Source organism: Nocardia brasiliensis NBRC 14402, from assembly GCF_000308475.2.
Lineage (GTDB): Bacteria > Actinomycetota > Actinomycetes > Mycobacteriales > Mycobacteriaceae > Nocardia > Nocardia brasiliensis.
On sequence record NZ_BAFT02000001.1, the window covers coordinates 62,582 to 82,592 of the forward strand.

A 20,011-nucleotide genomic window follows, 5' to 3' on the forward strand; every position below is an offset into this window, starting at 1 on the left:
CCGAAGCTCCGATCGTCCCTGGTGTCGCACCGGAACGGCGGCCGACACGACGAGGCGCACCGGCACGAGTTCGCTACGGCAGGATCGAAGCCTGCGCGACCAGGGTGAGATACAGCGTCAGGATGAACAGCACGGCGGGCCCGAACGGATAGTCGATCCGCGCCGAGCGCAGGAACTTCCACGCGCCGAACCCGGGCAGCACCAGCAAAACCATCGGCACCCACGCGATCAGTGACCCGGGTGCCGGGAAATCCCATGGCCGGACCAGCAAGATATCGCACAGCACCGCGACCACCGCGCACAACAGCATCGCCGCGACACTCCCGTTGGCGCCCAGCGCATTCGAGTACAGCATCTCGCCGGGACGACGTTCCCGCGAAGTCTTCCTGGCGAATTCGAATTGCAGGAACGCGCCCGCGAAGATGACGGCGACCGCCGCGGCCTGCCAGTGCGCCCGCACCTCGCCGGTGTCGATGGCCGAGACCACCACGTAGCCGGTGACGAGCAGTTGCACCGGATACGTGACGATCAGGTTCACCATGATGGCGTCGCGCACCGTGCGGAACCCGCGTTCCAGGCCCCACAGCGCCAGCCCGTAAGCCATTGCCACCGCGATCATCACGGCCGAGCCGACGGACAGCGCCAGGCTGCCCGCGATCGCGCCGGCCGCGATGACGCCCATCGCGATCCGCAGCTCCACGGCGCTCACCGCCCCGGTCACCAGCGGCCGGTCCGGATTGTGCACCCGGTCGTACTCGAGGTCCTTCTGCTCGTCGACCATGCGCAGGTACAGCAGCACGAACGCCACGACGACGATCCGGACGACGGTGGCACCGGTCGGCCGCCACGCCGAATCCGGCTGTGTCACCAGCGAAGCCGTGCCTTCCAAGGCCAGCACCCACAGCACGCCGTACAGCAGATAGTGCGGTTTGTACATCACCGCGGCGAACCGCGCTATCCGCGCGACCGAGACCAGTGGGTTGGTCACGCCCACCGATCCCAGCTGGTCAACTCGGCGGCGGGCGTGCGCCGTCCCGGCCGGTCCCGCCCGGGCAGCAGGTGCGCGACCGGCACCATGGCCACCTGCGTCACCTCGGCGTACGGAATCCCCAGCAGCTCCGCGATTTCCCGCTCGTACGCCAGGTGCGCCGTCGTCAGGCAGGAACCCAGCCCACGTTCCCGCAAGGCCAGCATGAAATTCCACACCGCCGGATAGATCGATCCGTAGAAGCTAGCCAGCCGCGGCGGCGAGGCGGGTTCGGGCGGACGGCCGAGTGAGCAGACGAATACCAGCGCGGGCACCTCCGCCAGATGATCGGCGAGGTACTGACCGGACGCGAGATCACCGAGCTGGTCGGGCCGCGGTGTACGGCCGGACATGTTGGCGGCGAAGCTTTTGCGGTAGAACTCCCCGATCTGCCGCTTGGTCTCGCCGTCCTGCACGATGAGGAATCGCCACGGTTGCCGGTTACTGCCGCTCGGCGCCTGCACCGCGATGTCCAAGCACGCCAGTAGATCTCCCCGATCGACCGGACGGGACAGATCGAGGCGGCGGCGGGTGGACCGGGTCGTCGTGAGCAGGTCGGTACCGGTCAACGACCTGCCTCCGGTCGCCCGGCGCCGAAAGCCAGCTCGTCGTCGGCGAATTCGAGATCGATCTCGGCCGCCACGGCATCGGCCTGCCGGATCTCGCAGTGGATCACCGTGCGATCGGCCTGCTGTCCGGTGATCTCCGCGACGCATTCCGCGGGCCGGTCCAACTCGACGAACCGCTCGAAAGAGCTTCCGACGCACTCCAATTGCGGAGCCCGATGCAACACCATCGCCAACGCGGTCTGCCTGCACGCCTCGATCAGCAGACTCCCCGGCACGTGGTCCAGCTCGTGATCGAACAGGAACGGATGTCCCAGGTCCGGGACGAGCGTCGCACGAGCGGTATTGCCGTCCAGCTGCGGCGGTCCGATCACGACGTTGCGCCAATTCTCGCGGCCGACAACGGCGGCGGCGGCGCGATCCCCCAGCGCGGACGCCCCGACGTACGGTCCGAGCTCGAGGCTCGTGCGGAAGGCGGAGCGCAGCGCCGCCCACTGCCGTGGCGTCACCCAGGAGAACGATCCGTCGACCGTCATCATCGACTCGCCGCCGCAGTCGATTTCGAGCACCATGTCCAGGCCGTGCAGCGTGTCACCGCGCACGTGCCTGCGCGGCACCCGCACCCGCATGACGAGGTCGGCGGGCGCGGTGCCCACCGTCCACGCCGCGGTGTCCGCGCCGGTGCCGTTGAACGTGCGTACGATGAACCCCATTTCGGCGGGGACGCCGTAGAACTCGTGGCTGAGCGCGATCGCGGCCTGCCTGGCCGCCTCCATCACCAGCAGCGGATCGTGGCGCAAACCCAGCGTCCCGGCGTGGTCGCTGTAATACGCGTGCATCCGCGGTAATTGGGCACCGGCCACGAACTCGTGTTCGGCGACGGCGTCCAGCGAGGTGACGAACACCTCGGACACCGCGCACCGATGCGCGAGCTCGCGCGAGATGGTGCGTAGATGGGTTGCCGTTTTCACCGCTTCCACATTTGCCGTCACGGTCGTCCCTCCTGCCAGTCTTCGGCGGATACCGGTCGCAGCGTCTGCTGCTGGGTGCCGGCCCGCATCGGGAGTACATAGGACCCGAGCACGATCACCGACCACGGATCGAGTTCTCGGCCATCGGCCCACGCGGCATACAGCAGCCGCGCGCACTCGTCGTCCGCCTGTGGGTCGAAGTCGTCGGGGGCCGGCGCACCGGCCCGTGCCAGGTCACGCAGGATCTGCTCGGTCGCCTCCGCGCGATCGAAACTGCGTGCGGGGACCTGCGTGTAGAGCCCATTGGTGAGCGCGAGCGCCTCGGCCGAGCGATCCTCGCCCGTCCCCGCCTGCGCGATCACCGTCGCCCGCCGCTGCTCGCCCAGGTAGATGGCGAGCTCCCGCAGCACGTCGGCGGGGTCGTCGGGCGAATGCACCAGGTTGAGTAAATAGTTGTGTCTACCGAGTAGGTATCGCAGCTGGCCGGCTTCGCGTTTACGCGGATCCGTGGGCCCTTTGGCCTCGGTGAGACGCACCGAGACCGGCAAAGCCCCGTCCTCGCCCCGGACGACGAGCACCAGCACGTCCGAGATGCCGACCAACAGGTCGGCCAGCGTGCGGCGTTCGGGCGAGGCGATGTTCCAGGCGAAATACCACAGCGCGCGGGCGAGATGCCGGTCCACCGCGACCCGGAACGCGGAGACGACCTGGAAGTCGTTGTCGGCCAGCCATTTCAGGGTGGGCCCGACCGCCCTGGCGACGATCGCGTCGGGCTTGAGCAACAGCAGCGAATGCTCGCGGGCGAACTTCGCGGCGTCCACGCCGAGTCGATCGAGCTGGTCGACCGTCTCCAACAGGTAGGTGTCGGCGGCGTAGGCCGTCACCTTCTCCGGCTGCGGGGTCAGCTCCGTGAGCAGTTGCTCCAGCGACGGGCTCATCGGTCCGCCCCGCCGAAGTCGTTGCCCGCCAGCACTTCTTCGATCGAAGGCAGCGGCATGCCCAGATAACCGGATTCCAGGCAGTAGTCCAACAGCAAGCGCAGATACTCCTTACCACTCGCGGGCGCGGGTTTACCCAGCAGCACTTCGGCATTCGCGGTGGCGAAGCGCAACTTACGGCGGAAATAGCTGGTGTAGAGCACACCGATGCGCCGGTAGTACTCGCGCTCGATGCCGTCGAGATCGTGCTCGTCGAACGTGCCGGCGGGCACGAACGTCGCGACCTCGAAGGAGGGGTACTCGGCCAGCACGTCGGAGACCTCCCGCAGCGACAGCGCGTCCCGGCCCACGGCGTGGAAGGTGCGCCCGTGCGCGGAATCGAAATCCAGTACGGCGGCAGCGATCACGTCGGCGACGTGATCGACCGGAGCCAGTGCGAGCGTCGCGTCGTATCGGCCGGGCAGCGAGCGCAGCTTGCCCTCGACCATGAGTTTGACGACGGTGTAGAGGTTCTTGTATTCGCGGATCACGCCGGTGCCGCTCGCGCCGGTGACGATGCCCGGCCGCACGATCGCCCAGCGCAGGCCCTGCTCCCCCGCGGCCCGCACCAGCTGCTCGGCTCGGAACTTGCTCTGCTCGTAGCCGTTTCCGAACGACTGCCCCGCGTCGAGGTCGTGCTCACCGACGGTGCCGCTGCGTTCGCCGCACACGTAGGCCGTGCTGACGTGGACGAACGGGACGTCCCACGCGCGGGCGAGCTCGATCGCGTTGGCGGTGCCCTGCACGTTCAGCTCGTCGTAGTCGGTCGCCGAGGCGTCGAACGCCGTGGTCGCCGCGGAGTGCACGATGATGCCGACGCGGTCGGCCAGATCGGCCCGATCCGGCTCGGACAGGCCGAATCCCGGCGCCCGGATATCACCGGCCACCGCGCGGCCCGCGCCGAGCACGGTGCCGTCGTTGCGGATGATCCGCGAATTGCTGTGCAGCACCGCGGCAACCGGGCGGCTCGCGGCGGACAGCCGGGCGAGGACCTCCGCACCGACCAGTCCCGAGGCGCCGGTGAGCAATACCGTGTCCCGCCCGGTCATGCGCGTCCCTCCGCGGCCAATGTCCCGGCGACCAGCGTGATGACCTCGCCGACGCGGCGCACGCCGACGAGTTGCTCGGGCCGGTAGCGGGGCAGGTCGAAGGAGCGCTCCAGCACCACGGTCAGCTCCATCAGGCGCAGCGAGTCGAAGCCCAGGTCCTCGATGAGCCGCTGACTGTCCTCTGCAGCTGCCTGCGCGTCCGGGGCCATCCGCTGGATCAGCCCACGGACCCGTTCGGCCACGGCGGCGTCGGCCACGGCGGTCATGCCTGCACCTCCTCGTCGCGTAGATGCGGTTGCTGCCCACCGGAGGCCAGCAGGTCGCGGGCCTCGTCCAAGGGCAGTTCGGTGTTCAGATAGCCGGCGATGCGCAGCCAGTCGTAGCCGATCGCCAGCGTGCGACGCCACTGCTCCCGCGAGTCGAAGGAGGCGGGGAAGCCGGTCGCGGCCGGGTCGGCGGCCACCGAACGTACCAGCGTGACGAATTCGTCCAGCACAGCGAGCCCGGCCAGCGTGTCACCATCGTCCACGAGCTGTGAGAACCGTACCCGCCGGGCCGATTCCAGCCGAGCGAGCAGCTCGTCCCGGTGCGGGGAAGCCGACGGCAGCAGCCGAGCCAGCGTCGAGGACGGGGCGACGTCGGCGGGCAGCGGGTGAATACCGTAGGCGGACAACGCCACCCGCACGGCCATCGCGATCATCCGGTGCGCGGCGATCTCGGCGACCGCGCCCTGCGCGTTCTTGAGCGCGCCCGCCAGGTCCTCTCTGGCGTTCTCCAGCACGATGTTCGACCACACCAGGTTCAACGCGCACTCGGTGAACCGGCGCGCGGGCAGCGGCGAGAGCGTCGCGACCGCCGCCTCGCGTACCGCCCCGGTCACGCCGAGCGCGGGCGATATCGCGGACGGCACTGGCGTGTGCGGTCTGACCCGTTTACAGAGCGCCAAAGCGGGCGTGAGCACTTCGCCACCACGCCATTGCAGGCCGACGAAACCGAGACGCAGGAACTCGGCCAGGGCGGCGGTGCCGTCGTGCTGTGCGCGACCGAGAACCGCGGCGATCGAATGCCGGAACACCACCGAGCGCCACGCCCGCGCCGCGTCGTCGGAGAGCACGAAAACCTCGCTGCTGTCCCGCATGACGTGCACGCGCGGACCGATCTGCCAGGTGGTGACCTCGGGCATCCGGGCGAACAGGATCTGGTCGGGATCATCGACGACGCCGGTCACGCCGAGTTCCCCGGCCAGCGCGTACAACCGGGCCCAGGTCTCGTCCTCGGACAGTTCGCCCGCCGGGGTGTCGGGCCGCACGTCGCCGCCGTCGCGGCTGTCTCCGGTTGCCCATGCGGCTGGATCGGCGAGTGCACGGTAACGGTCCACGAGCTCGTCGGCACCGATCCGATCCAGCTGGCGCGGCAGCCATTTGGTCTCGACGTAGCTTTCGCCCTGGCGCGCCGCCCAGCCCTTCATCGCCTGCAGCAAACCGTCGCGGGCCCACTCGACCGCCTCGTCGCGGGCATGCAGCGCCCGCAACGCGACGGCGTACCGCAGCGCATGCCGGGCGCGGTCGTGCCACCATTCGGCGAGCAGGGCGGTGAACGCGGCATGCGGGAGCAGTGCCCGCAATTCACCGACGTCCTGGCTGCCGGCCCGGACCACGGTGGCCCGCAGGAACCGCTGACATCGATTGAGCAGGTCCTCGTCCAGGTCGGGCACGCTGGTGGCGTGCGCGACTTGTTCAAGCTGCCTGCGCAATTGGGCAGCCGAGCGGGTCCGCACCTCCACCCGGCGGCCGTCGATGAACAGCACCGTCGGCAGGGTGGGCAGTTCGTCGTCGCCGGGCGCGAGCACCAGGAAGTCCACATCGGACCCGTCGTTGCCGAAACCCTCGGCCAGCGACCCCTCGAACAGCACCGTCGAATCCCGCGGCACGGCAACGCTGTCCAGCGCCTTGTCCAGCAGTTGGACCGCCCGGTCGAGGGCCATGGTCGGCACCGGCAGGTCCGGGTCGGCTGACGCGCGGACCGTCCCGGCATCGCCGCCGACCTGTTCTTCGTGGGCGACCGCGTCGGCCAGTGCACCCCCGCGGAACTGCTCCCACATGTGCCGACGGCGCGGTTTACCGCTGGAGGTGCGACGGATGATGCCGCGCGGGCCGGTGACGACGGTGACCGTCTGCGCTGGGCCGAGTTCGCTGCGAATGATCTTGCGAGCTTCGGCGATCCAATCGCCCGGTTTCGATTCGGCGAACAGCGCGATGCCCTGGGCACCGGGCTCGGTGATCGCGACCGCGGCCAGCTTGCCCTTGGTGATGCCGGTTTCCTGCGCGACCCGGGATTCGATGTCCTCCATGAACACCGACCGCCCGCGCACCTTGAGGCTCGACCCCATCCGGCCGAGCACGAAAACCTCACCGCGGTGCAGGAATCCGGCGTCGCCGGAATACAGCGCACCGTCGAGGATCCGGGTGGACGCGGACGCGGATTCGTCGGAGTAGCCCAGCGCGACCGAATCGCCGATCACCACCATCTCGCCGAGCGTGCCGTCCGGCAGCGGACGGCCTTCGTCGTCGACCACGGTGACGGTCGATTCCGGGGTCGAGTAGCCGAGCCCGGTGATCCAGCCCGCGCCCTCGACGCGGTGGGTGTCGTCGAGCAGCCGCTCCTCCAGCACGGTGACCGGCTCGCCGAAACGCAGTGTCGGCGTATCGATCCGCAGCGCGGTGATCGGACGATGGCGCGCCGACGAGGTCACCATCAGCGTCGACTCCGCCAGCCCGTACGCGAGCGTGTAGGCGCTCATCGAAAAGCCTTGCGGTCCGGCGAGTTCGGCGAAGGACTGGAGATCGGCCACCTCTACCGGTTCGGATCCCACGGCCAGCGTGCGCCAGCCGGACAGGTCCAGATCGGCGATCTCGGCGGGCGAAACCCGATGTGCCACATAGCCGAGCGCGAACGACGGCGACGGGGAATGCTGGGCGTGCGCCATCGCGCGCAACCAGCGCACCGGATCGCGGACGAACTGGTCCGGCCGCATCAGGTACAGATCACCCTGATTGGTGACGGTGGTCAGGAACGCACCCACCAGACCCATATCGTGATAGAGCGGCAGCCACGAGACCATCGCCTCGCCCGGCTCCCACTCGACCAGCGCGGAGATCATCGCGATGTTGTTCGCCAGGTTGTGCCAGCTCACCCGCACCCCGCGCGGGGCGGCGGTGGAGCCCGAAGTGAACTGCAGCAGCGCACACTCGTCGGGTTCGCCGAATACCCGTTGCTCGGGCGGGCATTCGGGCAGCGCCGAGGCGTTGATCACCAAGGGCTCGTCGGTGCGCCCGGCCGCCGTCGCCGCCTGGCGCACGAGCTGCTCGAACTCGACCGAGGTGACCACCAGCCGCGGCTGCGCCTGACTCAGGATGCCCGCGATGTGCGCGATGATCTGCTCGAGATCGCCGAACATCGGCGGCGCGACCGGCGTGAACACCCCGCCGCACGCCCAGACCGCGTAGAACGCGGCGACGCAGGGGAATCCGGTCGGCATGATCACGCACGCGCCGTCGCCACTGCTCATGCCGTGCGCTCGCATCAACGCCGCGATCGACCAGGTCGATTCGGCGAGCTCGGCATAGCTGCGATATTCCCAGCCGTCCGCCTCGTCGGCCAGGTGGATGCCGGCCCCCGTCGCGGGTTCGGCTAGCCAATTACGTACGGCGGCAACATCTTTGTCGTCACGCATCGTGGTCATCTCCTTCGGCCAGCACGGTTACGGTGCCATTGGTGCCATCGACCCGGATCCGCATACCGGTCCGTATCACTTTGGTGACGTCTTTGACCTGGACCACCGTGGGCACGCCCAGTTCCCGCGCCACGATCGCCACATGGGTGAGCGGGCTGCCGCGCTCGATGACGAGCGCCGCCGCCGAGGGCAGCGCGGCCACCCAACCGGGATCGGTTCGATAGGCCACCAGGATGCCACCCGCGACGTCGCGCGGCTCGTCCACGACCACCGCGGCCCCCGCCACGATGCCCGAGGCCGACGGCGTGCCGGGCAGCACGGTCCCCGCCGTTGCCGCCGGGGTGTCGGTGACCGGCACCCAACCCTGTTGCGCGAGTTCGGCCCGGCCGAACGCCGAACCGACCGTGACGAAGCGATCCGGCGCCACCAAACCGGCATCCCTGGCGCGCTGGGCCTTCCGGGCGGCGACGAGCTCACGCATCGAGGCGGTATCGGCGCCGTCATAGCAGCCGCGCAACTCCTGCACGGTCAAGTAGAACACGTCGGCGAACTCGTCGATCACACCGCGGGCGGCCAGGTCACGACCCATCGCCCGGATCATCCGCTTGACCATGCCGAACGCACGGGTCCGGCAGAACCGCAACCGTTCTCGATGCGCCGCGCAACGAGACACCTTGCCGCGCAACCGTTCATAGATCCGGCGGCGGAAACCGCGCAGATGGGCGTCCAGGTACTCCTCGGCTTCGTCACGATGCCCGAGCGGCGCGTCGGGCAGCGCGCTGCGCAGCATGACGAACAGGCTCGCCGGATCTTCGCGCAGGTCCGGCGTTTCCAGTTTCAGCTCGTCCAGGCTCCGGTATCCGTAGCGATCGATATAGGCATCGACCTGCGCCCGGAACTCCGGGTGATCGGCCAGTGCGGGGTAGATCTGTTCCGGCGCAGTCGAATTCACCAGCGCGGTCAATTCCGGGTCGACCCGGGCCGCGTCCGCCAGCGCCTTCATCGCGCGGGCCGGTTCCGCGGACTCGACGTCGGCGCCGGGGCCGACCACCGCGTACAGGAACCATTCCGGGGCCTTCGGCAGGAACAGCTTGGTGAGCAGGAACATCAAGCCGGTACAGGTCAACAGGATGGCGTCGAGCACCATCAGCGGTCCCCAGCGCTCGACCAGATCGCGGTCCACCTTCCGGTAGGCCGCATAGGCTTCGGCACCGGAGAGCGCGGTGTAGTCGATCGCGTCGTATTCGTCGTAGACGCGGTAGAAGTCCGTCATGAACTGCTCGACCAGCTCGTCGATGCCGAACAGCCGGCGCAGGTAGGTCACCGTGGTCACGGTCCGCGACCGCAGGCGGGCCAGCGGGTTGCCGAAGGTGAACGGCCGCAAGGTTTTCGCGACATCGTCGGGCAGCGGCTCGGCCACGCCCAGCGCGGCCTCGAGCACCTTGCGGTTCAGCGGGTAGCCCGGTGCGATGCCGACCATCCGATACCAGTGCAGCAGGTTGTAGTACACCCGGCCGTGAAAGTAGCCGAGCAGCACCGGAGTCCACTGTTCGGTCTGGCGCACCTGCGCGCTCGGCACGCGCAGCGAGCGCGCGTAGCCGTGGTACACCCGGCCGTAGATATCGGCGGCGGTGGTGTAGGTGAGCGGCGAGGTGATACCGCTGAAACTCTCGATGATGTTGGAGTTGTCCCAGATTCGGCGCTCACCGTCGGGCACCACCTCGCCCGCCCCGCGCAACACCGCGCCGGGTGGCGCACTGGCCAGCGCCGTCGTGATGGGGCGCGCCTGCAGGAACCAGAGGCCCGCGCCGTCGATCGCCCATTCCACGTCCTGCGGCGCGCCGAACTCGACCTCCAATTTCGCGCCCAGTTCGGCGATCTCGGCGATCTCGGCGGGGGTGAGCGCGGACTGTTCGCGTCGAGCGGGCTCGACCGGATCGATCGTGTAACCTTGATCGGCGGTGACCGTGTAGGACTGCTCCTTCTCGCCCAGCACCGACTCCAGCACCGTGCCCGAGCTCTTGTCGACCACCACCGAGTCGGCGTCCACCGCACCGGACACCAGCCCCTCGCCGAGTCCGTAGACCGCGCTGAGCACCAACTCGTCCCGGGCGCCGCTGATCGGATTCGCGGTGAACAGGACGCCGCTGGCCCGCGCGGCGACCAGCCGTTGCAGCACCACCGCGACACCGGCGGCGGGCGGTCGCTTGTTCGCGAACGCATAGCGCAGCGACCGCTCCGAGAAGGCCGACGCCCAGCAGTCGCGGACCCGGTCCAGCACCGAGTCCAGGCCGTTGACGTTCAGAAATGAGTCGAACTGGCCCGCGTACGAGTGATCCGGGCCGTCCTCGGCGACCACCGACGAGCGCACCGCAATCGCCCCGCTATCCAGCTGCCGATAAGCCTCGGCGACCAGTTCAGCGATATCCGGCGGCAACGGTTTCGCAGCGATTTCGGCTCGAAACGTGGCCGCGACGGTGAGGGCGGTATCGAGATCATCGAGTGAAACGATGGTGTCCGCTGTCTGGGCCAGCGCGCTGTCGGCGAGGAACCGCGCGAAGACGTCGGTACCGAGCACGGTCCAGTCCGGGACTCGAAACCCGCACTGCCCCAGGCTATGCAGGCCCCGCGCTTTGCCGCCGCCGAGCTCGGCGATCGTCGCGGTATCGGTCCATGGTCCAAGCACGTGCACGGATTCCTCCCGTCACCCCTGGGTCAGCGCATCGCAGCAAGGCGCTGCGACACGGGCTAGCCGAGCAAAAACAAATAGGGGTTGTTTGGATATATCCGAGAAATCACCGCATTGTTAGCCCACAATCCTAGGTGCTCGGTGCGCCGACCGCACCGCGACCGCTAGGCTACGAGCAGCGTCGGTGGGTTCGGTGAGGATGTGATTCGGGCGGTGAGTTGGACGTTCACTCCGGACGAGTTCGCCCACGTCTGGCGGGAAACCGAGCTCGATCGGCACCCGTATCCGTTGCGGATCCTGGAGACCCCGCGCACCGAAGACGAGGCCGATCGCCTGCGCGCGACCCTCGACGAGCGGCTGCCGCTGCGCGCCGACCCGGACCTGAGCGCCTGTCTGCGCATCCTCGCGGCGCCGCAGACCAGGATCGTGGCCATCGGCGGTGCGCACACGCCGGGCAGCGAGCTGCGGCTGCTCGCCGCGGCCATCTACGACCGCGCTGTGCTCGCCCTGCAGGAGCCGGGCTCGACCCCGGAGTTCGGTGGCCGGGTCCGTCTCACCATCGGGCACAGCGGCAAGCTGGGGGCCCGGATCGCCGGTCTGCTGCCCACTACCCCACCGGGACAAGAACCCGCGCGCGTCGCGCCCAGCGAGGCGGTACGCGACGAGGAAGTGGTGGTCGCCCAGCGCCCCACCGCGCCACGCATCCGCAAGCTGCTGTTGAAGCCGCACTCCGCGGAGGGCCACATTCGGATCGAGTCCCACCTCGACCAGCCCACGCCCGCGCCGGCCATCCACTACACCTGGATCGACGTCAAAGGCGACGGGCGGTACCTGATCAGGGCGGGCAAGGAAGTCCACATCACGCCCGCCTCGGCCGAGCAGATCGCCGCACAATTGCAGAAACGCATTCAGCCGTGACGCCGGTCGGTCCGGCCGAGCGCCGACCAGTGCTGACCGGATACTCGGCTTCGGGATAGTCTGGGGCGGACCGACCATCTCAGGGGTGTGCGATGACGATCGAGACCAGCCGAGCCGATATCACCCGGTTCAAGCAGGCGGCCCAGGCAGGAACAGTCCAGTTCGATCCGGCTGCGGCGCGGCAATGTGCGGAGATGTACGAGCGGCAGGCCGAACGGCTGAGCTACCTGCAACAGCGCCTCGAATCCGCCGCTGAACTCGGCGGATTCGGCGGATTCGTCTCCGCCCAGCAGTTACAGGCCGGCTTCAATCACAAAGCGCGAGATGCCGCGGCGTTGCTCGATCACTACATCGAAGCCGCGTACCGGATGAAAGAAGCGTTCTTGATCAGCGGCGGACTACTCGAAGAAGCCGACGCCGCCAACGCCGCCGCACTGCGCGCCGTCGCCTCCCGGGTGCCGCGATGACCGGCGTCGACCCCGACTACATCAGCTCGATGGAGCACTTCGAGTCGATGCGGCACGAAGAGATCTACGCCAAGGCCCAGCAGATCGACGCCGCCGAGGTGCTGCGCGCGTCGGTCGCGTGGCTGGAGGTGGCGGGCACGCTCAGCACCTCCTTCCCGCTCACCCGCACCAGCACCGACCGGGTGATGAATTCGATGGAGTGGCAAGGCGCCGCGGCCGACGCCGCGTTCGCCAGCACCCGCAGCTTCGCCGCGTCGGTGGACGAACTCGCCGCGATCATGGGCCAGGTCGGCGCCCGCCTCGGCGGGGTCGCCGCGGCCGCCGAGGCGGTCAAGATCGCCGTCGCGCCGCCCGGTGGTTCCGGGCCGATCGGAGCCGTCGCCAAACTCCTGGAAGCCGCGCACGTCATCGATGCGCAGATGGCGGAGGAGGCGCTGCGCCAAGAAGCGGTGCTGGCCATGAACATGGTGTACAAACCGGCGTACGGCACGGCGGGCAAAGCTGTTCCGGCGCTTCCCGCTCCGCCGCAGCTGCCCGGGATCCAGTCGGCGCCGCCGCCACCGAAACAACGCCAGGCGCCCCAGTACTTCCCGCAGGACGAGCAGCCGTCGACGCCGCAGGACAGTTACCCGTCCGCGCCGAACGGACAACCGCAGGTGCCGCCGAACGGTCAGCCGCAGGCCCCGTCGTCCCCCGAATCACAAGCGCCGCAACACCCTTCGACGCCGCCGACCACCCAATCGCCCTCCCCCGCACCGGCTCCGCCGCCGACCCAGGACGCGCCGCCGGCCACCCAATCTCCCTCTCCCACACCGGCTCCGCCGACAACGCAGGCTCCGCCGACCCAGGACGCGCCGCCCACCACACAGGCGCCACCTCCGACAACACAGCAAGCACCTCCGCCGCCGCCCACCACACAGGCGCCGCCGCCCCCGCCCCCGACGCACGAGCCGCCGGCCCCGCCGACCCGCGACGCTCCACCGCCCGCACCGCCGAGCCAACAAGCGCCGCCACCCCCGCCCCCGGGCACCCTCCCCGACCCCGGCGGCCAGCCGGGCGTCACCGGCCCCATTCCCTCGGAAGACGAACAGCAACCCCCGTCGACCACCAACCAACCCGGCGTGGTCCCGTCCCAGAAGTAGACCCAATCCACCTGGGCCGCCACGTATCCCAGCGGCTCAGGTGCCACCATCGAGTCGTTGTCGACCCGGACCGGCGGGTGCGCGGCCGTGGCGGCCCGGTCGAACAGTCGGCCGACGAGCACCACCGCCCCGCAACAGTGCGAAATGTAGCGCCTCGGGGCGGACGTAGTCAGCGCGGTTGTGCAGAGCGCGGGCACCGAATGCACGCGGCGGCGCCGATTCTGCGCGTAGCCCCGCGAGCGCGCGGCGCAGGCGACGTCGGCCATCATCGGCCTCGGGACCTGCGGCGGCGGGTGGAGACAACGAGGTCGTCGCGCACCCAGACCTTGGGCGCAGCAACGGTTTTCACGTCAGCAGAGCGCACGTCGGGCCGAGCGGGCGGGTCGTGGTGCCGGTGCATGCCGGGCAGGACGCGCCGAATCGTAGGACCAGCGCACGCCGGACCGTGCACCCGAGTCGCAGAACCACGCCGCGCACAGTCACCCGAAACGCGGCACCAGGCCACGCGGAGTGGGATCGGTTCGCGTTGCGGTGCCGGGCCGCTCAGACCTTTACGAGGTCGTCGGCGTGGATTACGGGGCGTTGCATGGTTTCCGGGAGTTCGGCGGTGGAGTGGCCGAGCATGGTGGTGAGTTCGGTGCTGTCGTAAGCCACGACGCCGCGGGCAACTATCCGGTCGTCGGTGGTGACGAGGTCGACCACGTCGCCGCCGTAGAAGCGGCCGCGCAGGCCGGTGACGCCTGCGGCCAGGAGGGAGCGGCGGGCCACGACGGCTCGGGCCGCCCCGTCATCGATGAGCAGCGCGCCGCGGCTGTCGGCGGCGTGCCGGACCCAGAACTTGCGGGCGGACAGGCGAACCGGGCGGGCAGCGAACGCGGTGCCGACCGTGCCACTGGTCAACGCGACGTCCGCGGCGGTGGCGGCGGCGAGCAGCACCGGCACGCCCGCGTCCGCGGCCAAGCGGGCGGCGGACAGCTTGGACGCCATGCCGCCGGTGCCCAGCGCGCCACCGCTGCCCGCGATCACCCCGTCCAGGTCGGCGCTGCTGCGCACCTCGGGGATGAAGTTCGCGGCACCCTTGCGCGGGTCACCGTCGTAGAGGCCCTCGACATCGGAGAGCAGGACGAGCGCGTCGGCGCCGACGAGGTGTGCGACAAGGGCGGCGAGCCGGTCGTTGTCGCCGAAACGGATCTCTTCGGTTGCTACGGTGTCGTTTTCGTTCACCACGGCGATCGCGCCGAGCGAACGCAAGCGGTCCAGGGTGCGCTGTGCGTTGCGGTGGTGCTCGCGGCGCGCGAAATCGTCTGCGCTGAGCAGAACTTGGCCGACCGTGCGGTCGTAGCGCGCAAACGAGGTGCCCCAAGCGTGCGCGAGCGCGAGCTGGCCGACGCTGGCCGCGGCCTGCTTCGTGGCGAGATCACGCGGCCGGCTGCTGAGCCCGAGCGGTGCGATGCCTGCGCCGATGGCGCCCGAGGACACCACCACCACATCGGATCCCGCGCGCATCCGTGCCTCCACCGCGTCGGCGAGCCGGTCGAGCCGCGCGAGGTCGATCCCGCCTGCCAGACTGGTGAGCGCGGAGGAACCGATCTTCACGACCACCCGCCGCGCCGACGCGATCGCCTGCCGCGCCTCGCTCAGCTCCGAATCCACTTCGGTCACACCCGAATTCCCCGTCATAGCCCTCGAACTCCCTGCGCCGCAATCGAATCCACCGACACCGGACCGGCCGCTACTCCTCGTCGTCCTTGACCAGACCGCGGCGCACCCGGGAGGCGTGTTTGCGTTCGGCGGCGCTGATCCGGTTGTCCTGTTCCAGGCGGATATCCGTGCCGCGACCGGTGGGCACCATGTCGATGCCCGCCGAGATCTGCGGCTCCCACTCGAAGGTCACGTTGCCGATGGTCACCGGGGCTCCCGGCTCCGCACCCTGTTTGACCAGTTCGTCTTCCACGCCGAGACGGGCGAGCCGGTCGGCGAGGTAGCCGACGGCTTCGTCGTTGTCGAACTGGGTCTGCTTGACCCAGCGTTCCGGCTGCGGGCCGCGCACGATGAAGCCGCCCGGCTCCTCGGGATCGGCGATGACACTGAACCCGGTCTCGTTGACCGCGATCGGCCGGATCACCGGACGGGCGGGCGCCGCCTTCGGATGCGCCGCCCGATACTGCAGCACCAGATCGGCGAGCGCGAAGGTCAAGGGCCGCAGACCTTCTCGGCTCACGGCCGAGATCTCGAAGACCGGCCAGCCCCGCGCGGTGAACTCCGGGGTGACCATCTCGGCGAGCTCGGCGGCGTCCGGAACGTCGATCTTGTTCAGGATGACCACGCGCGGCCGATCGGCCAGGTCGCCGAGGTCGGCGTCGGCGCTGAGCGCCGGTTTGTAGGCAGCGAGTTCGGCTTCGAGTGCGTCCACGTCGGACACCGGATCGCGACCAGGTTCGAGGGTCGCGCAGTCGACGACGTGCGCGAGTACCGCGCACCGTTCCAGATGCCGCAGGAAGTCGAGGCCGAGCCCACGGCCTTCGCTCGCGCCGGGAATCAGGCCGGGCACGTCGGCGACGGTGAAGGTGGTGTCCCCGCTGAGCACCACGCCGAGGTTCGGCACCAGCGTGGTGAACGGGTAGTCCGCGATCTTCGGCTTGGCCGCCGACAGCACGGACACGAGCGAGGACTTCCCCGCCGACGGGAAGCCGACCAGGCCGACATCGGCCACGGACTTCAATTCGAGAACGAGGTCGCATTCTTCGCCGTCCTCGCCGAGCAGCGCGAAGCCGGGGGCTTTGCGCGCCTTCGAGGCGAGTGCGGCGTTGCCGAGACCGCCGCGGCCGCCGCGGGCCGCGATGTAGCGGTTGCCCGCGCCGACGAGGTCCATCAGGACCTTGCCCTCGTTGTCGAGCACCATGGTGCCGTCCGGCACCTTGAGCAGCAGGTCGGTGCCCTGCTTGCCGTCGCGGTTACCGCCCTCGCCCGGCTTGCCGTTGCCGGCTTTGGCGTGCGGGTGGAAGTGGAAGTCCAGCAGGGTGTGCACGTTGGAATCGACCTCGAGGATCACGTTCCCGCCGTGGCCGCCGTTGCCGCCGTTGGGCCCGCCGAGCGGCATGAACTTCTCGCGGAGCACCGAAGCGCACCCGTGGCCGCCCTTGCCTGCGCGCACGTGCAGTACGACACGGTCGATGAACTTGGACATGTGGCGATCATCCTCCTTCAGGACTGGTCGTTGGCTGAGGCTGTGCCGGAAACGCACGGGGCCTGCGGAAAACACAAAACGGGCCAGGGTTTGCGACCCTGACCCGCTCGGCTGTTGTCTGGAGAGGTAAGGCCTAGGCCTCGACCGGCTCCGCGACGACGATGTTGACGGTCTTGCGTCCACGCTTGGTGCCGAACTCGACGGCGCCCGCCGCGAGGGCGAACAGGGTGTCGTCACCGCCACGGCCGACGTTCACGCCGGGGTGGAAGTGGGTGCCACGCTGACGCACCAGGATCTCGCCCGCGTTGACCTTCTGGCCGCCGAAGCGCTTCACGCCGAGTCGCTGGGCGTTGGAATCGCGACCGTTCCGGGAGCTGGATGCACCCTTCTTGTGTGCCATAGCTGAATCTCCTCGGGATGTCTTACTTGATGCCGGTGACCTTGATGACCGTCAGCGGCTGACGGTGACCCTGACGCTTGTGGTATCCGGTCTTGTTCTTGAACTTGTGGATGCGGATCTTCGGGCCCTTGGTCTGCTCGACGACCTCTGCGGCCACGGAGACCTTGGCCAGCTTGGCGGCGTCGGTGGTCAGGTCTGCCCCGTCGACGACGAGAACCGGATCCAGGGAGACGGACGTGCCCGGCTTACCCTCGATCTTCTCGACCTTCACCAGGTCACCGACCGCGACCTTGTACTGCTTTCCGCCGGTCTTGACGATCGCGTACGTTGCCATCGGTCGGCTTCCTCCACTCGAATAAGTACAGTCATGTTTCTTCTCGCGGCGCAAGTTCGCGACGCGAGATGTTCTTGGCTGGCTTGCTGCGCGGGGCGTGGTATAACGCCCATCGCCAGGCAGCGACCGACCAAGGTTACCAGAGCACCCCGGCAACGACACAATCCGGCCTCCGGCAGCCTGCGAGCAACTCGGCGGCCAGGGGTTTCGGCCCGCAGGCAGCCGGGTCGGCCGCGGTCTACGCGGCGCGGTGCGCCCCGGCGAAACCGCCCACCGGCAAACGATTCGGCCGGTCGTACCCCGTGGGTGCGACCGGCCGAATCAGGCTGACGGATCAGCTGTTACGACTCTTCCGGCGGCGGCCCCGCGGGACGCCCGACCGCACGCCGCCGCGGCCTGCGCTCCGGCACCACGACCGGGACATCGGCCGTGTAGTCGACGGCGGGTGCGGGCGCGTGGTCCGCGGTCGGCAGCACGAACACCGCACCGCTGCTGTCCGCGGCGGGCGCGGCCACCGAGCGGGCCACCCGACGCCGCCGGGTGGTGCGTGGCGCCGGCTCCGGCACGCCGTTGGTCACCGCATGATTCTCGGCGGCCTTCGGCTCAGCGGTCTTCGGCTCAGCAGCCCGCGGCTCAGTGGTCTTCGGCTCAGCGACCTTTGCCTCGGCAGCCTGCGGCTCAGCGACCTTCGGCTCGGAAACCTTCGGCTCGGCAGCGACCGGCTCCGGTGCGACGGGAGCCGCGGCGCGCGTCTCGACCTCCGTGGCCTCGACGACTTCGGCCGGTTCGGTCTCCTCGTCCTGCGCGGGCACGGCGACCACGGCCTCGGTCGTGACCGCCTCGGTTACCTCGTCGGCAGCGGCGGTCACGCGTGCTTCGTCGGCCCCCGTGCCGTGGCCAGCGGAATCGGCTTCGGCCGCAGCGGAACCCGCTTCGGCGTCGACCGCGCCCGACTCGGCCGCCTTCGGCTCCTCGTGCGCCGCGTCCTCACCATGGTGGGCCGCCATCGCCAGCGCGACCGGATGGGCCCGCTTGACGGCGATGTCCTCCTCGGACTCCGCGGGGGCGGTGCCGTTGGCGGCCGCCGCGGGGGCGGCCGGAGCGGCGCCCTTGTCGCGACCGCGACGACGACGCGACCCGGTTTCCCGCGTGCCGCGGCCCGCGCTGTCCTCGCCGGAGGACGGCTCGACGGGGTACGCGTGCACCAGGATGCCGCGGCCATGGCAGTGCTCACACGTGGTGGAGAACGCCTCTACCAGGCCGGTGCCCAGCTTCTTCCTGGTCATCTGCACCAGACCGAGCGAGGTCACCTCGGACACCTGGTGCCGGGTGCGGTCCCGGCCGAGCGCCTCGGTCAGCCTGCGCAGCACCAGGTCCCGGTTCGACTCGAGCACCATGTCGATGAAGTCGACGACGATCATGCCGCCGATATCGCGCAACCGCATCTGGCGCACGATCTCCTCGGCCGCCTCCAGGTTGTTGCGGGTGACCGTCTCTTCCAGGTTGCTGCCGCCGGCGCCGGTGAACTTGCCGGTGTTCACGTCGACCACGGTCATCGCCTCGGTGCGGTCGATCACCAGGGTGCCGCCCGAGGGCAGCCACACCTTGCGATCGAGCGCCTTGGCGAGCTGCTCGTCGATGCGGTAGGTCTCGAACACGTCCACGCCGTTGTTCTCGTGCCGGGCGACCCGGGCGAGCATCTCCGGCGCGACGGTGCCGATGTACTTCTCGACCGTGCTCCAGGCCCGGTCACCCTCGATGACGAGCTTGGAGAAGTCCTCGTTGAACAGGTCACGGATGACCTTGACCAACAGGTCCGGCTCTTCGTACAGCGTCTTGGGCGCGCCGTCGTTCTTGCCCGCGGCGGCCTTCTCGATGGTGCGCCAGGTGGCCTGCAGGCGTTCGACGTCACGCGCCAGTTCCTCTTCGGCCACGCCTTCGGACGCGGTGCGGATGATCACGCCCGCGTCGTTGGGCACGATGTCGCGCAGAATCTCCTTGAGCCGCTTGCGCTCGGTGTCGGGCAGTTTGCGGCTGATCCCGGTGGACGTGCCGCCCGGCACGTACACGAGGAAGCGGCCGGCCAGGCTGATCTGCGTGGTCAGCCGGGCGCCCTTGTGCCCGACCGGATCCTTCGAGACCTGCACGAGCACCTGATCGCCGGGCTTGAGCGCCTGCTCGATCTTGCGTTCCTTGCCGCCGAGCCCGGCGGCCTCCCAGTTCACCTCGCCCGCGTACAGCACGCCGTTGCGGCCGCGGCCGATGTCGACGAACGCCGCCTCCATGCTGGGCAGCACGTTCTGCACCTTGCCGAGGTAGACGTTGCCCACCATGGACGCGGACCCGGTGCTGGTGACGAAGTGCTCGACCAGGATGCTGTCCTCGAGCACCGCGACCTGCGTCGCGGTCGGATGATCCGGGAACGCCTTCTCGCGCACCACCATCACCCGGTCGACTGCCTCGCGGCGGGCCAGGAACTCCGACTCGGTCAGGATCGGCGGGCGGCGGCGACCGGCCTCGCGGCCGTCGCGCCTGCGCTGCCGCTTGGCCT

16 protein-coding genes are annotated in these 20,011 nt (G+C 69.4%); 3 read left to right on the forward strand and 13 right to left on the reverse strand.

Translation table 11 applies throughout. From position 1 onward, the window contains the following. Positions 1-73: 73 nt before the first annotated feature. The 8 genes from TY25_RS00305 to TY25_RS00340 are packed head-to-tail and all read right to left on the reverse strand — an operon-like array spanning position 74 to position 11,015. Positions 74-988, reverse strand: a complete 915-nt coding sequence (locus TY25_RS00305) for a UbiA prenyltransferase family protein (RefSeq protein ID WP_226887474.1) — start codon at positions 986-988, stop codon at positions 74-76. Beyond that, positions 985-1,596: a nitroreductase family protein gene (locus TY25_RS00310; RefSeq protein ID WP_042253234.1), complete on the reverse strand. Its 612-nt coding sequence runs from the start codon at positions 1,594-1,596 to the stop codon at positions 985-987. The genes TY25_RS00305 and TY25_RS00310 overlap by 4 nt, the downstream gene beginning before the upstream one ends. Next, positions 1,593-2,585, reverse strand: coding sequence for a ScbA/BarX family gamma-butyrolactone biosynthesis protein (locus TY25_RS00315; RefSeq protein ID WP_226887475.1), 993 nt, complete (start codon positions 2,583-2,585; stop codon positions 1,593-1,595). Before TY25_RS00315 ends, TY25_RS00310 begins: the two co-directional genes overlap by 4 nt. After that, on the reverse strand, positions 2,582-3,502 hold the full coding sequence (locus TY25_RS00320) for a nucleoside-diphosphate kinase (RefSeq protein ID WP_042253235.1): 921 nt from the start codon (positions 3,500-3,502) through the stop codon (positions 2,582-2,584). Before TY25_RS00320 ends, TY25_RS00315 begins: the two co-directional genes overlap by 4 nt. Next, positions 3,499-4,590: an SDR family oxidoreductase gene (locus TY25_RS00325; protein ID WP_042253236.1), complete on the reverse strand. Its 1,092-nt coding sequence runs from the start codon at positions 4,588-4,590 to the stop codon at positions 3,499-3,501. Before TY25_RS00325 ends, TY25_RS00320 begins: the two co-directional genes overlap by 4 nt. Continuing rightward, positions 4,587-4,856, reverse strand: coding sequence for an acyl carrier protein (locus TY25_RS00330; protein WP_042253237.1), 270 nt, complete (start codon positions 4,854-4,856; stop codon positions 4,587-4,589). The genes TY25_RS00325 and TY25_RS00330 overlap by 4 nt, the downstream gene beginning before the upstream one ends. Further along, the gene (locus tag TY25_RS00335) at positions 4,853-8,323 is read right to left on the reverse strand and encodes an AMP-binding protein (RefSeq protein ID WP_042253254.1); all 3,471 of its coding nucleotides are present in this window, start codon (positions 8,321-8,323) and stop codon (positions 4,853-4,855) included. Before TY25_RS00335 ends, TY25_RS00330 begins: the two co-directional genes overlap by 4 nt. Then, positions 8,316-11,015 carry a phosphoenolpyruvate synthase gene (locus TY25_RS00340; protein ID WP_042253238.1) on the reverse strand — a complete coding sequence of 900 codons (2,700 nt, stop codon included), beginning with the start codon at positions 11,013-11,015 and terminating at the stop codon, positions 8,316-8,318. Before TY25_RS00340 ends, TY25_RS00335 begins: the two co-directional genes overlap by 8 nt. Before the next feature lie 210 nt (positions 11,016-11,225). Between TY25_RS00340 and TY25_RS00345 the strand changes: the two genes are divergently transcribed. The 3 genes from TY25_RS00345 (at position 11,226) to TY25_RS00355 (ending at position 13,539) form a co-directional block, all read left to right on the forward strand. Continuing rightward, entirely contained in the window at positions 11,226-11,930 is a 705-nt protein-coding gene (locus tag TY25_RS00345; protein ID WP_042253255.1) for an ESX secretion-associated protein EspG, read from the forward strand. Positions 11,931-12,022: 92 nt separating this feature from the next. Continuing rightward, positions 12,023-12,397 (forward strand): hypothetical protein, encoded by a 375-nt coding sequence (locus TY25_RS00350; RefSeq protein ID WP_014982630.1) that lies wholly within the window; start codon positions 12,023-12,025, stop codon positions 12,395-12,397. Then, positions 12,394-13,539 carry a hypothetical protein gene (locus TY25_RS00355; RefSeq protein ID WP_042253239.1) on the forward strand — a complete coding sequence of 382 codons (1,146 nt, stop codon included), beginning with the start codon at positions 12,394-12,396 and terminating at the stop codon, positions 13,537-13,539. Before TY25_RS00350 ends, TY25_RS00355 begins: the two co-directional genes overlap by 4 nt. Before the next feature lie 543 nt (positions 13,540-14,082). Here TY25_RS00355 and proB read toward each other — a convergent pair. From proB to TY25_RS00380, 5 genes are all read right to left on the reverse strand, one after another. Next, positions 14,083-15,219, reverse strand: a complete 1,137-nt coding sequence (gene proB / locus TY25_RS00360; RefSeq protein ID WP_370466224.1) for a glutamate 5-kinase — start codon at positions 15,217-15,219, stop codon at positions 14,083-14,085. Between the two features lie 52 nt (positions 15,220-15,271). Continuing rightward, the gene (gene obgE / locus TY25_RS00365; protein WP_029899813.1) at positions 15,272-16,726 is read right to left on the reverse strand and encodes a GTPase ObgE; all 1,455 of its coding nucleotides are present in this window, start codon (positions 16,724-16,726) and stop codon (positions 15,272-15,274) included. Positions 16,727-16,859: 133 nt separating this feature from the next. Continuing rightward, positions 16,860-17,126, reverse strand: coding sequence for a 50S ribosomal protein L27 (gene rpmA, locus TY25_RS00370; protein WP_014982626.1), 267 nt, complete (start codon positions 17,124-17,126; stop codon positions 16,860-16,862). Positions 17,127-17,148: 22 nt separating this feature from the next. Beyond that, positions 17,149-17,460, reverse strand: coding sequence for a 50S ribosomal protein L21 (rplU, locus tag TY25_RS00375; RefSeq protein ID WP_014982625.1), 312 nt, complete (start codon positions 17,458-17,460; stop codon positions 17,149-17,151). A 341-nt stretch (positions 17,461-17,801) separates the two neighbouring features. Then, positions 17,802-20,011, reverse strand: a 2,210-nt coding sequence (locus tag TY25_RS00380; RefSeq protein WP_042253240.1) for an Rne/Rng family ribonuclease, incomplete at its 5' end; no start/stop codon positions are given.

Excerpts from the sequence above, each read along its gene's own strand:
- TY25_RS00320 (WP_042253235.1), bottom strand. The coding sequence starts at position 3,502 with ATGAGCCCGTCGCTGGAGCAACTGCTCACGGAGCTGACCCCGCAGCCG.
- TY25_RS00325 (WP_042253236.1), bottom strand. The coding sequence starts at position 4,590 with ATGACCGGGCGGGACACGGTATTGCTCACCGGCGCCTCGGGACTGGTC.
- TY25_RS00330 (WP_042253237.1), bottom strand. The coding sequence starts at position 4,856 with ATGACCGCCGTGGCCGACGCCGCCGTGGCCGAACGGGTCCGTGGGCTG.
- TY25_RS00335 (WP_042253254.1), bottom strand. The coding sequence starts at position 8,323 with ATGCGTGACGACAAAGATGTTGCCGCCGTACGTAATTGGCTAGCCGAA.
- TY25_RS00350 (WP_014982630.1), top strand. The coding sequence starts at position 12,023 with ATGACGATCGAGACCAGCCGAGCCGATATCACCCGGTTCAAGCAGGCG.
- TY25_RS00355 (WP_042253239.1), top strand. The coding sequence starts at position 12,394 with ATGACCGGCGTCGACCCCGACTACATCAGCTCGATGGAGCACTTCGAG.
- proB (WP_370466224.1), bottom strand. The coding sequence starts at position 15,219 with ATGACGGGGAATTCGGGTGTGACCGAAGTGGATTCGGAGCTGAGCGAG.
- obgE (WP_029899813.1), bottom strand. The coding sequence starts at position 16,726 with ATGTCCAAGTTCATCGACCGTGTCGTACTGCACGTGCGCGCAGGCAAG.
- rpmA (WP_014982626.1), bottom strand. The coding sequence starts at position 17,126 with ATGGCACACAAGAAGGGTGCATCCAGCTCCCGGAACGGTCGCGATTCC.
- rplU (WP_014982625.1), bottom strand. The coding sequence starts at position 17,460 with ATGGCAACGTACGCGATCGTCAAGACCGGCGGAAAGCAGTACAAGGTC.